The 12,135-nt window shown below is 59.4% G+C and carries 11 protein-coding genes, 1 tRNA gene, 1 other RNA gene and 1 pseudogene; 11 read left to right on the top strand and 3 right to left on the bottom strand.

The annotated features are described in order from the left end of the window. Window positions 1-11: 11 nt before the first annotated feature. The 6 genes from KF814_11085 (at window position 12) to KF814_11110 (ending at window position 5,863) form a co-directional block, all read left to right on the top strand. Window positions 12-665 carry a bifunctional phosphoribosyl-AMP cyclohydrolase/phosphoribosyl-ATP diphosphatase HisIE gene (locus KF814_11085; protein MBX3236688.1) on the top strand — a complete coding sequence of 218 codons (654 nt, stop codon included), beginning with the start codon at window positions 12-14 and terminating at the stop codon, window positions 663-665. Window position 666: 1 nt separating this feature from the next. Continuing rightward, a complete protein-coding gene (locus KF814_11090; protein ID MBX3236689.1) occupies window positions 667-1,011 on the top strand; it encodes a histidine triad nucleotide-binding protein in 345 nt (114 codons plus the stop codon). A 133-nt stretch (window positions 1,012-1,144) separates the two neighbouring features. Further along, the gene (gene dnaG, locus KF814_11095) at window positions 1,145-2,980 is read left to right on the top strand and encodes a DNA primase (GenBank protein MBX3236690.1); all 1,836 of its coding nucleotides are present in this window, start codon (window positions 1,145-1,147) and stop codon (window positions 2,978-2,980) included. 2 nt (window positions 2,981-2,982) lie between these two features. After that, window positions 2,983-4,788 carry an RNA polymerase sigma factor RpoD gene (rpoD, locus tag KF814_11100; GenBank protein ID MBX3236691.1) on the top strand — a complete coding sequence of 602 codons (1,806 nt, stop codon included), beginning with the start codon at window positions 2,983-2,985 and terminating at the stop codon, window positions 4,786-4,788. Window positions 4,789-4,940: 152 nt separating this feature from the next. Next, window positions 4,941-5,017, top strand: a tRNA-Ile gene (locus tag KF814_11105). Window positions 5,018-5,089: 72 nt separating this feature from the next. Then, a complete protein-coding gene (locus KF814_11110) occupies window positions 5,090-5,863 on the top strand; it encodes a hypothetical protein (GenBank protein MBX3236692.1) in 774 nt (257 codons plus the stop codon). On the opposite strand, the gene rnhC is transcribed toward KF814_11110, so the two are convergent. After that, the gene (gene rnhC, locus KF814_11115) at window positions 5,833-6,519 is read right to left on the bottom strand and encodes a ribonuclease HIII (GenBank protein ID MBX3236693.1); all 687 of its coding nucleotides are present in this window, start codon (window positions 6,517-6,519) and stop codon (window positions 5,833-5,835) included. The two genes, KF814_11110 and rnhC, sit on opposite strands and share 31 nt — an antisense overlap. A 103-nt stretch (window positions 6,520-6,622) precedes the next feature. Between rnhC and KF814_11120 the strand changes: the two genes are divergently transcribed. Next, window positions 6,623-7,492: a M48 family metallopeptidase gene (locus tag KF814_11120; GenBank protein ID MBX3236694.1), complete on the top strand. Its 870-nt coding sequence runs from the start codon at window positions 6,623-6,625 to the stop codon at window positions 7,490-7,492. 73 nt (window positions 7,493-7,565) lie between these two features. Here KF814_11120 and KF814_11125 read toward each other — a convergent pair whose 3' ends face one another. Then, on the bottom strand, window positions 7,566-8,003 hold the full coding sequence (locus KF814_11125) for a hypothetical protein (protein MBX3236695.1): 438 nt from the start codon (window positions 8,001-8,003) through the stop codon (window positions 7,566-7,568). Between the two features lie 156 nt (window positions 8,004-8,159). On the opposite strand from KF814_11125, the gene rnpB reads away from it, so the two are divergent. Next, window positions 8,160-8,580, top strand: an RNA gene (gene rnpB / locus KF814_11130) — RNase P RNA component class A. A 9-nt stretch (window positions 8,581-8,589) separates the two neighbouring features. On the opposite strand, the pseudogene KF814_11135 reads toward rnpB, so the two are convergent. Beyond that, window positions 8,590-8,862 (bottom strand): annotated as a pseudogene (locus KF814_11135) (glutaredoxin family protein). A gap of 206 nt (window positions 8,863-9,068) precedes the next feature. Here KF814_11135 and ilvB point away from each other — a divergent pair. The 3 genes from ilvB to ilvC form a co-directional block, all read left to right on the top strand. Then, window positions 9,069-10,847 (top strand): biosynthetic-type acetolactate synthase large subunit, encoded by a 1,779-nt coding sequence (gene ilvB, locus KF814_11140; GenBank protein ID MBX3236696.1) that lies wholly within the window; start codon window positions 9,069-9,071, stop codon window positions 10,845-10,847. 96 nt (window positions 10,848-10,943) lie between these two features. Continuing rightward, a complete protein-coding gene (ilvN, locus tag KF814_11145) occupies window positions 10,944-11,462 on the top strand; it encodes an acetolactate synthase small subunit (GenBank protein ID MBX3236697.1) in 519 nt (172 codons plus the stop codon). Between the two features lie 72 nt (window positions 11,463-11,534). Next, a partial coding sequence (gene ilvC / locus KF814_11150) for a ketol-acid reductoisomerase (GenBank protein MBX3236698.1) occupies window positions 11,535-12,135 on the top strand: 601 nt, incomplete at its 3' end.

Raw genomic sequence — 12,135 nt, forward strand, 5'->3', positions numbered from 1 at the left:
AGCGCCCAGTTCTGACCTATGACGCGCAGGGGCTTATTCCCGCGGTGGTACAGGACTGGCTCGACGGCACGGTGTTGATGGTGGGCTTCATGAACCAGGAAGCCCTGGGCAAGACGATCGAGACCAAGACGGTCCATTTCTGGAGCCGGTCCCGCAAAAAACTTTGGCAAAAGGGGGAGACATCCGGACACGTGCTTCGGGTGAAGGATCTCTTCGTGGATTGTGACCGGGATACGATTCTGGTCAAGGCGGAGCCGGTCGGGCCAACTTGTCACACCGGGGAACGTGCCTGTTTCTTTTCGCAGTTGGATGGCCGGGGACATGTCGCGGAGCCCGTCGTTCAAGAGGCGTGGGGCGGTATTTTGGAGGCGGTTCTGCGAACGATCCGACATCGTCGAGCCCATCCCCAGCAGGATTCCTATACGACAAAGCTGTTTGAGGGAGGGCACGATAAGATCCTCAAGAAGGTGGCTGAAGAGGCGGGGGAAGTGTTGTTGGCCTCCAAGGGCGGGAAGCGGGACGAGATCATCTATGAGGTCGCGGATCTGTTCTTCCACACCTTGATGGTGCTCGGCTACCACGGCGTGGATTTGCAGGAGATTTACAAGGAATTGGGCCGGCGGTTCGGGAAGTCCGGGCTACGGTCGACGGCGGAGGACGCCTAGGATGAGCAATTGCATTTTTTGTCGGATCGTCGAGGGCGGCATTCCTGCCAAGGTTTTATACCAGGATGACAAGGCCCTGGTCTTCGAGGACATCAATCCCCAAGCTCCCGTGCATCTGTTGGTCATTCCGAAGCGTCATGTCGCCTCGGTGCATGAATGCCAGCAGGCGGACGAATCACTGATGGGCCATTTGCTTCTGACCTGCGCCAAGGTCGCGGGCATGAAAGATGTGGCGGCTAGCGGCTATCGGGTTGTGACGAACGTCGGAGCGGACAGTGGTCAGACTGTCTTCCATCTTCATCTTCACGTTCTAGGCGGCCGTCACCTGGCCTGGCCTCCCGGATGACGCCGATCCGCGGTTGGTTGACAGTCGAGCGAATCCTTTGTTAGGCTGAACGGTCAATTCTCCATCAAGTTCAACGAGTTCCGACCAGAGTTGGCTTTGGGGCGGACAGCTACGGGTACAGGCGAGGATCGCTGTGGGCCGAGGCCTGATTTCTGACGACGTCATCAACCAGATCAGAGACCGGGTCGACATCGCCGAGATCGTCGGTCAGCACGTCGCCCTGACTCGAGCCGGGCAAAACCTCAAGGGGCTCTGTCCTTTCCATCAGGAAAAGAGTCCGTCCTTCAATGTCAGTCCGTCACGGCAGATTTTCCATTGTTTCGGCTGCGGCGCTGGCGGAAACGTGTTTAGCTTTCTGATGAAGTTGACCGGCGCTCCCTTCCCGGAAGTCGTTCGAGACCTCGGTCGAAAAGCCGGTGTGGATGTTCCGGAGTCCGCCGGCGGCTATTCCAGCCAGGAACGCAATCAGATGGCGCGCCTGGAGCAACTAAATGTCGCTGCCGGCTCATGGTTTCATGGAAAGCTCTTGGAGAACCCGTCGGGTGCGCAAGCCAGGGCCTATCTCGAGGGGCGCGGGATCCTGCCTGAAACCATCGAACAGTTCCGTATCGGGTATGCGCCGGCGGAATGGGATGCACTGGCAAAGTCCATGCTGAGGGAGGGGTTCACGGCGGCCGAATTGGTCGCAGCCGGTCTTGCCGTTCCCCGTGAACAGTCAGCTGGTCAACGAGGACCAGGAACCGGTCAGTACGATCGCTTCCGGTCCAGGGTCATGTTTCCGATTCTCGACCTTCGAAAGCGCGTTGTGGCATTCGGAGGACGCGTGCTCGGCGACGGGACGCCAAAATATTTGAACTCCCCCGACACCCCGCTCTTTAAGAAGGGGCAGACGCTCTTTGCCTTGGAGGCTGCGCGCGAGGCGGCCTCTCAGCAGCAGACCCTTATCATCGTCGAGGGGTACTTTGATGCCATTGCGCTTCACCAGGCAGGGATTTGCCATGTGGCTGCCACCCTGGGGACTGCTCTCACGGCCGAACACATTACAGTCATCCGGCGATTCGCCTCAAAGGTCGTGCTGTTGTTCGATCCGGATGCTGCCGGCGTGCGGGCAGCGCTGCGGAGCTTGGACTTGTTCGTCAACAGCGGGATCGGAGTGACAGTGGTATCTTTGCCCACAGGCGACGATCCCGATACCTTTGTGAGGAAATTCGGACCCGCGGGGTTTGCAGAATTGGCGGGCCGTGCGCCGAGCCTGCTGGACTTTGCCGTCGAACATAGCCTGCAGACGGCGGAATCCGGCACGGTGGAAGATCGAATCCGCGCGGTGGATGCAGTGCTGCGGATTCTGCAGAAGGGGGCACACCCCATCGAGCGAGAGGAACGGATTCGGGTGGTCGCGGAGCGCTTGGGGCTGAGCCAACAGCGGTTGATTGATCGGTACCCCGCCTTGGTGGCCGACGACCAGCGCAAGCCCACGGTCCGGACTCAGGCCCTGCCAGTGCCTAAACCTAAGAGCCATCCGGAGGAGCGTGATTTGGCGCACTTGCTGGTGCAGGGCAGTCTGGCGCCGGCCGATGTGCGTAAGCTCGAACCAGAATCGTTTGCCGTTCCAACGATCCGGCGCATCGTTGAATCGGGACTCCGGCATGTCGGGGGAGACGGGCGTGTGGCCGTGCGGGCCCTGTTGGACGAACTGGTCGACGATCCCGAATGCGGACCGTTGGTCACGGAGTTGTCGATGGAGGAACTACATTATGACGACGTGCCCGCCCATACGGCCGGTTGTCTGGAGACGTTGGCCCGCAAGTGCCGGGAGCGGGCGTTGCACCAGTTGATTCAGGAACTCAAAGCGGCGGAGCGTGAGCGACGGGACCAGGATGTCCGTCGTTTGAACCAGCAGATTAACGAGATGCGGATGCAGAAGGCCGGCGTATCGCTGGCTGCCCTGGCACCTGCGGTGAAGGAGTAGGCATGCCGAAACAAGAATTGCTCGGCGAAGTGAAGAAGCTCATCAACCTGGGAAAAGAGAAGGGCTTCCTGACGTATGACGATCTGAACAGCACCTTGCCCGCGGACGTGGTCTCGTCGGACCAGTTCAGCACGATTATGACCATGTTCGGTGAAATGGACATCGAGATCGTGGAGTCGGCGGATACCGAGCGGCCGGCCAAGTCCAGCGACGGCGAAGAGTCGATGGAAGACAGTGAAGAAGGGGAAGCGCTCGAGGATAACGAGAAGGAAATCGATCTGACGCCAGGGGCGCTGAGCCGTACCGACGATCCGGTGCGTCTGTACCTGAAGGAAATGGGCAGCGTCGCCTTGCTGAGCCGCGAAGGCGAAATCGAGATCGCGAAACGAATCGAAGAGGGGAAGCGGGACATCGCCACGGTCGTGTACGGCCTGCCGATGACACTCGAGTTCGTCCTTAACCTTCGGGATCAGCTCAAGAACGGGAAGATCGACGTCCGTGAGATCGTGCCTGTCACTGAGACTGAAGAAGATTTCGAAGAAGAGGAAGTCGAGAAGGACTACGAGGAACTGCGGTTGAAGACGCTGGATGCGCTGAACGCGGTGCGAAAGGTCTCGGCCAGCCTCAAGTCCCTCTATGACAAGGCCCGTCACGTCGGGGCGGATCCCGCCAAGCAAAAGCGGCTCCGCAAGCAGATCGATGCGGTTCGCGTGCAGGTCGTCGACAAGATGGAGTCGGTGAATCTGCACGGTGTGCTGAAGGACCGGATGACCCAACGTGTGCGCGACCTGAACGTACTCATTCGGCAAGCGGAACGTGAAGTCGCGAGCTGCCAACGTCGATTGGGTGTCGGTGGCGAAGCGGGCGCGGAACTCCTCCGCCGGCTCTGTCGCACCCGGAAAGATGTTCTTGCCGTCAAGCGGCGGACGAGCCTTTCCGAGGAGGCGTTGGCGGACATCAAGAAGCATTATCAGGCCGCCAAGGCGCGAATCCGGCAGTTGGAAGCGGAAGAGGCCTTGGTGTCCGCTGAAGAGATCAAGGACGCGGTCAAGCATTTGGATGTGGCCGAGGAAAAGGTCAAACGCGGCAAGGCCGAACTCGTGGAAGCCAACCTCCGCTTGGTGGTCAGCATCGCCAAGAAGTACACCAATCGCGGGCTGCAGTTCCTGGATTTGATTCAGGAGGGCAACATCGGGTTGATGAAGGCGGTCGACAAGTTCGAGTACAAGCGCGGGTACAAGTTCAGCACCTACGCGACCTGGTGGATTCGGCAGGCCATCACCCGGGCGATCGCCGACCAGGCCCGCACGATCCGTATTCCAGTGCACATGATCGAGACGATCAACAAGCTGATCAGGACCTCACGCCATTTGGTGCAGAAGCTCGGCCGCGAGCCGACCCCGGAGGAAATCGCCGAGCGCATGGATCTCCCGCTCGATAAGGTCAGAAAGATTTTGAAAATCGCCCGCGAGCCGATTTCGCTCGAAACCCCGATCGGCGAGGAAGAAGACAGTCACTTGGGTGATTTCATCGAGGACAAGAAGGCCGTCTCGCCGCTTGAAGCGGCGATTCGCTACGACCTGCAGCGCCAGATCAACGGCGCGCTGGAAACGCTGACGCCGCGCGAGGAAAAGGTCCTTCGGAAGCGCTTCGGCATCGGTGAAGCCACCGACCATACGCTGGAGGAGGTCGGACAGGACTTCGAAGTGACTCGTGAGCGCATCCGCCAGATCGAGGCGAAGGCGCTCCGGAAGCTTCGCCATCCGAGCCGAAGCAAGAAGCTGCGCAGTTTCGTAGAAAGTCTGTAGCAGGGGTTCCGAGCAGTTTGACTCTCTCGGACCAGCGGCCTAGAATCACGCACCGACTCGAGATCGAACAGTTGGCGCCGAGGTGGGGGCGTCGTATCATCCTGCGCGACGCTCGCGCGGCGGTCTTGGTCATCACGCCTACTCGTGGGACTGGGCCCATAGCTCAGGTGGTTAGAGCGGCTGACTCATAATCAGCTGGTCCTAGGTTCAAGTCCTAGTGGGCCCACCATCCTGGGCGTCGAAGACTCTTTGTGCATACCGGCGCTGCCACCTGGCGGTGTTGACGATTGGAAGGAATCCGTTGGGTATTCAACTCTCTCCGCTCATCGAACTGCAGCGATTGGACCTTCGAGCCGCCGAGCTCACCGATCAGCGCCGGAAAATTCCTCAGCGTCTGGAACTGTCGGAAGCTCCGTTACGGGACGCCCGCAAGGCGCTCCAGGAGGCGACCGCTTCGACCGATGGCCTGGTGAAGGAGCGTCGGAGTCATGAAAAGGATCTCGATGCGCATGAGGACCGGATCAGCAAGATGAAGGACCGGGCTTCGCAGCTCAAGACCAACCAGGAATACCAGGCGCATCTCTTCGAGGTCGAGCTGGCGAACAAGAAGAAAGGCGAGATCGAAGAAAAGATTCTTCTCGCCATGGAACAGATCGAGCAGTTGCAGCAGAAGATAAAGGAATTCCAGGCCAAGGTCGGCGAGGCGGAAAAGCTATTCAGTGCGGAGAAGGCCACGCTGGACGAACTGGATCGTACCCTCGCAGCCGAACTCGCCGAATTGGACGTCAAGCGGCAGGCCGTATCCGTCCAGGTGGAAAAACCGCTGCTGGCCCGCTACACCAAATTGAAGTCGGCGCGAAAGGACCAGGCGCTGGCACCGTTGCGCGGGGGCATTTGCCTCGGGTGCCGGCTCCAACTGGCACCGCAGCTCGTCGCGGAAGTCAAACGGATGCAGGATCTGCACACCTGTCCCTACTGCTACCGGATGCTCTATTGGGAAGGCGATCCCGCAACGGAGACCGCGACGCCTGTTCAGGAAAAGGTTCAGGACTTGGAAGTCGGCGAATCCGCGTAATTCCCGCCCAGGATTTGCTTCGTGGTTTTGAAGTGCAGTTTGGCCACGGTCCCCAACCGTTCCGGCCCATGTTTTTTCACCACCATTTTCGCGGCGAGTTCCACGGCCGGTGATGCGCCTTTCGGCAACGTCGTCTTGACGTCCTGAGAGAGCCGGTTCAAGCGCGAGAGGAATTCGGCACGCGCCACCACCGATGCGGCGGCTACGGCGAGATCCGCCTCGGCTTTGGTGCGTTGGACCAAGCGTATCTGTTTGCCCTTTTCCTGAAGCGCCCGCAGGATCAAGGCTTCGTCACCGAACTGATCTGCAATCGCCAGCGAGCACTCCACCTGCCCGAGCAGGTTTTCCAACGCTTTGGCATGGCCCCATGCCAACAAGCGATTGAGATTGCGGATCTTGGCGTAGAGTTCGTTGTACCGTTGCGGGCCGATCGCGACGATACTGTGCGGGCAGAGCCGGCGAATCTCGGGCGCAAGTTCTTGGATTCGCCCGTCGGAAATCTTCTTGCTGTCGCGAACCTGCATCAACGACAGGTCCCGCTGCGTTGCTTGGGTCACGAAGACCGCTGCGACGACTAATGGGCCGAAGTAGTCACCCTTACCGGATTCGTCGATACCGATGCGGTCGAGCGTGGAAAAGTCGTCCAAGGCAACCAATCGGGAAAACTCCCAGTTGGAAAGTGCGGTGGGGAAGGGTAATCTAACAGAGCGGAAGGGGATGGTCAATTTGGACGGGGCCCCGGAGCCAAGGAGCAACAGTATGACATCAGCGAGTAGAAAGCGGCTACGGCAGGGATGGGGTGGTCTGGCGTTGTGCCTGTTGTTGAGCAGCGTGGCTGGGTGTCAAACGAATCCCTATACCGGCCGCTCGCAGTTGATGATGTTACCTGCTTCGCAAGAAATGCAGATGGGAGCGCAGGCTTATGCGGACGTGAAGAACGACCCCAAGATGAGGCAGTCGACCGACCCGCGTGAGATCGATCCGGTCAAGCGGGTGGCTGCCCGCGTGATCGAAGCCGCGAAACGGTCCAAGTACAGTGAGATGGCGAACCAGTTCGAGTGGGAAGTGACGGTCATCAAGGACGACAAGACCATGAACGCCTTCGCTCTCCCCGGCGGTAAGATCGCGGTGTACACGGGCATCTTTCCCGTTGCGAAGACGGAGGCGGGATTGGCGGCAGTTATGGGGCACGAAGTCGTCCATGCGTTGGCGCGACACGGCGGTGAACGCATGAGTCAGAATACCCTGGCGCAAACGACGCTTCAGGCGGTCGGCATCGCGCTCGGCGTCAGCGGCGCTAACCCGGTGCTGTCCCAAGGGGCCATGGCGGCGTTGGGAGTGGGGGCCCAAGTGGGTGTCTTGCTGCCGTTTAGCCGGAAGCATGAGTCGGAGGCGGATTACATCGGTGTGCTGCTGGCGGCGGAGGCCGGCTACGACCCGCGCGAGTCTATCGCGCTCTGGCAGCGAATGGAACAGGCCGCAGGGGGCAAGGGACCATCCGAATTCATGTCCACCCACCCGAGCCACGAGACCCGTATACAACAACTGGAAGAGTGGATGGCCGAGGCCATGCCGATTTACCAGTCGAAGCCACCGGCGCCGAACAGTGAGCTGCCGGCGCCCAGGTAGTTCTAATACGTCGGGTCTGAGCTGGGGATTGATGAAGAGGGGCCCGGCTGTGTCGGAGATCAAGCTGAAGCGACTACGCGGCGATGGCGAGGGTGCACAGCTTGTGGATATGGGAATGGGCCATGGCGGCCGAGGCATCCCGCTGGAGAGCGTCGTAGTAGGACCGTTCGAACCCTTCACCCTTCGTCGAGGGCGACAAAAGAATCCGTGCTTGTGCCAGCAAGGCTAGCACCTCGTCCTGTCCGCAGTTCCGTTCTCCCGTCGTGACCTCATCCAAGCGCACGGCCAAGCGAGAAATCGGAAGCAGCCATGTAAACCAGGGGTCGTTCAGGGCCAGGTCGATCAGTTCGTTGGTCGAGCCGATTGGTCCGTAGACCCGCTCATACGTGTCCCGTTCAGTCAGGAGCAGGGCGCGTTGAAGTTCAAGCAGACTCTGCCGCAATTCCTCCAGCGTATCCATCAACGGCTTGGGAATTGCCTTGAGGCTGGTCTTGGCCTGCTTCGTCTTCATACTTCAAGTGTAGCAGGCCGTGTCAATCTGTCGACACTCTCAACGGCTTTTCCTGCCGGGTCCCTAAGCAGTTGACCGGTCGTATGGGGGTTGCCGGAACTGATCCGGGTCGCTTGCATGGTCGGTGGGTCAGGCCGTACACTGAGGGCGCGCGCTGGGGAAGCACGGGTGATCGCTCGTCAGGCATGCCTGACGGGAGGAAAGTCCGGACTCCATGGGCGGGACGCTGGATAACGTCCAGGCGGAGCGATCCGACACCGGCACCACAGAGAACAGACCGCCGATGGCCGACGCGATCGTCATTGGTCGCAGAGGCTCAGGTAAGGGTGAAACGGTGGGGTAAGAGCCCACCGCGTTGGTGGCGACATCAACGGCACGGTAAGCGTCGTCCGGAGCAAGACCAAATAGGGGGACACTCGGTCTATCGGTAACGGTAGGCCGGAAGGGCTGGCCCGGCCCTGGTTCCCGGGTAGGTCGCTTGAGGCTCAAGGCAACTTGAGTCCCAGAGAAATGATCATCCTCGCGTGAGCGCAAGCTTCACGCGGGACAGAATCCGGCTTATAGGGTTTCTCCAACGCGCTTTTTCAATCGCCCGACGCAGATCCCCCGCCGTGAATTTCCCCGACAGGGCTTCCTGTTGATTGATCAGGACCACCGGCACCCGATCGCCGTAGGGCACCAATAACCGTTGATCGCTGTCCACGTCGATCGTGTCGAGCTCAAAGGAAAGGTCCTGTTGCAGGTGGGTCGCGACGCGGTGAATCACCTTGCACAGGTGACAACCTTCTCGCGAGACGATGGTCACTCGGACGGGCTTCATCGCAATCGGGCCAGTGAAGATGCGGCCTCCGTATACCATAGCCCCACGGACAGTGCCAGTCTTGTGGTCTCCGATACGAGCTCGGCTCTATTGACCTGATTTAAGAACTGGTGGTACCATCCGGCATCTTACCCGTTGATTTTTCAGTAGGAATGTGAATCCTGCATCCCAGGCTGGAAGGGAACGGGTTTTTTCTCATTTGCGGTTTCATGTCCTTCGCAGGGAGCGGCGAGGGGGAGGGTGATATGAAACTCACTGGGTCGGAAATCTTTATCGAGTGCCTCAAGCGCGAAGGTGTGAAGACGATCTTTGCCTTGCCGGGCGGTGTCGTCCTCAAGATCTTCGACATGCTGCACCAGCAAAAGGATATCGAGGTTGTGCTGACCCGCCATGAACAGGGCGCGGGACATATGGCCGAGGGATATGCCAAGGCAACCGGCAAAGCCGGGGTCTGTCTCGTGACCTCCGGTCCCGGCATGACCAACGTGATCACAGCCTTGGCCGACGCGTATATGGATTCTGTGCCTCTGGTCTGTTTCAGCGGACAGGTGTCGACCAACCTGATCGGTAATGATGCGTTTCAGGAGGCGGACAATGTCGGCCTCAGCCGTCCCTGCACCAAGTACAACTTCCTGGTGAAGGACGTGAACGATTTGGCCACCACGATCAAGGAGGCCTTCTACATTGCCACGACCGGTCGGCCTGGTCCCGTGCTCGTCGACATTCCGAAGGACGTGTCGATGGCCAAAACCGAGTTCACCTATCCGAACTCCGTCTCGATCCGCGGCTACAACCCGACGTACGACGGCAACAAGTGGCAGATCAAGCAGGCTGCCGAAGCCATCATGAAGGCCAAAAAGCCCATTCTCTACGTGGGCGGCGGGGTGGTGTTTTCCGGTGCGTCCAAGGAGCTGCTCGAGTTGGCGGAGATGACCCAAATCCCCGTCGATATGACGCTCATGGCCCTCGGGGCCTTCCCTGGTGAGCATCCCCAATCAATGGGGATGCTGGGCATGCACGGCACCTATTGGGCCAACATGGCCATGCATTACTCGGATTTGGTGATCGCGATCGGTGCGCGGTTCGATGATCGGGTGACCGGCAAGGTGTCGGAGTTTTGTCCCAACGCCAAGATCATTCACGTGGACATCGACCCGACGTCGATTCGCAAGAATATCCACGTCGATATTCCGATCGTGGGCGATTGCAAGTCCGTGCTGCGCGAGTTGAATCAGATCCTGAAAGCGACCGTGAACGGCGAGCAGAAGGATCTTCGCAAGCCCTGGTGGGATCAGATTCGCGAATGGCAGCAGGCGCATCCGTTAGCCTATCAACAAGAAGCTGACGGCCCCATCAAGCCCCAGCACGTCATCAAGCGGCTCTATGAGTTGACTAAAGATCGTGATCCGATCGTCGCGACCGACGTCGGCCAGCACCAGATGTGGACGGCTCAATACTTCAAGCTTGCACAGCCGAACCGCTGGCTGACCTCGGGCGGGTTAGGCACCATGGGATTCGGGTTTCCCGCCGCCATGGGGGCGCAGGCCGCGTTCCGCAATCGGCTGGTGCTGTGCGTGGCAGGCGACGGTAGCATTCAAATGAACATGCAGGAAATGGCGACGGCCGTCGTGTCGAAATTGCCGGTGAAGATCATCATTCTGAATAACCGGTTCCACGGCATGGTCCGCCAGTGGCAAGATCTCTTTTACGAAGGGCGCTATGCTTCGAGCTATCTTGATACGACGCCGGACTTCGTGAAGCTGGCCGAAGCCTATGGCGCGGTCGGGTTGCGCGCAAGTCATGCAAAGGATCTGGACAGTGTCCTCAAGGCGGCCATCGAAACGGACAAGCCCGTCGTGGTGGATGTGCCGACTTATCCCTACGAGAACTGCTATCCGATGATCCCGGCCGGCGGGTGTAACCACGAGATGATTCTGGAAGATCCGCCGGAGTTGAGGAAACGTCAGGCCGGGGTGCCGGGGACCGGATCAGCCGAAGACAAAGACACTATTTTGACAGCCTAAGAGGAATGCGGCGTATAGCGTATAGCTGAGAGTCGGCGCCTCGGAGATTTCGGGGGGCGTTTGTGTCCGGCTATAGGCGATGAGCTCTTCATTACCATGGAACATATTATTTCCGTGACGGTGGAAAATAAGTTTGGGGTGCTCTCGCGTGTGGCGGGGCTTTTCAGCGGCAGGGGTTTCAACATCGAAAGCTTGTCGGTGGCCCCTACGCTGGACGCGTCGATGTCGCAGATGACGATCGTCACTTCCGGAGACGACCGCATCGTGGAGCAAATCGTCAAGCAATTGAATAAATTGATCGACGTGATCAAGGTCGTGGACCTGAACGAAAGCGAATTCGTGTCGCGGGAGACGGCGCTCATCAAGGTCCACACAAAGGCTGAGGACCGGGCTGAAGCGCTTCGGATCGCGGACATCTTTCGCGCGAACGTGATTGATTCGACGCCGACGACCTACACGATCGAGGTAACCGGAGATCCCAAGAAGATCGAAGCGATCATTAACTTGCTGCAGCCGCTTGGGATCAAGGAACTGATCCGGACGGGGCGTGTCGCGATTGCGCGTGAGGCGATTCGACCGGCGGCCAGCCAGCCCAAAAAGGTGGCCCGGGAATAGGCCCTCCATCCCTCGCGTGCGCACACCGTTTCCTCACGTACCATTGACCCGTTCAACCCTCAGGAGTGACGTATGAAGATTTATTATGACAAAGATGCCGATCTGCAACTGATTCGCGGAAAGAAGGTGGCCGTGATCGGCTACGGGAGCCAAGGCCACGCGCATGCCCTCAATCTGAAGGAGAGCGGCGCTACGGTGGTGATCGGTCTGCGCGAAGGCAGTTCATGGAAGAAGGCGGAAGCGAGCGGCCTCAAGGTGATGCCTGTCGCGGATGCCGTCAAGGCATCGGACGTGGTGATGATCCTCGCGCCGGACGAAGCGCAAGCGGCGATTTATCGGCAGGAGATTGCGCCGAATCTGAAAGCCGGTTCCTATTTGGCGTTCGGCCATGGGTTCAATATTCACTTCGGCCAGATCGTGCCGCCGGCCAACGTCAACGTGTTCATGGTGGCTCCCAAAGGACCCGGGCATTTGGTTCGTTCCGAGTATACGAAGGGGAGCGGGGTGCCGTGTCTTCTGGCCATCCACCAAGACCCGAGCGGGAACACGCGTCAGGTCGGCTTGGCCTACGCGAGCGCGATCGGTGGTGGCCGGGCTGGCGTGATCGAAACGAATTTCCGTGAAGAAACCGAGACGGACCTGTTCGGCGAGCAGGCGGTACTCTGCGGCGGGC

Source organism: Nitrospiraceae bacterium (assembly GCA_019637075.1).
Lineage (GTDB): Bacteria > Nitrospirota > Nitrospiria > Nitrospirales > Nitrospiraceae > JAHBWI01.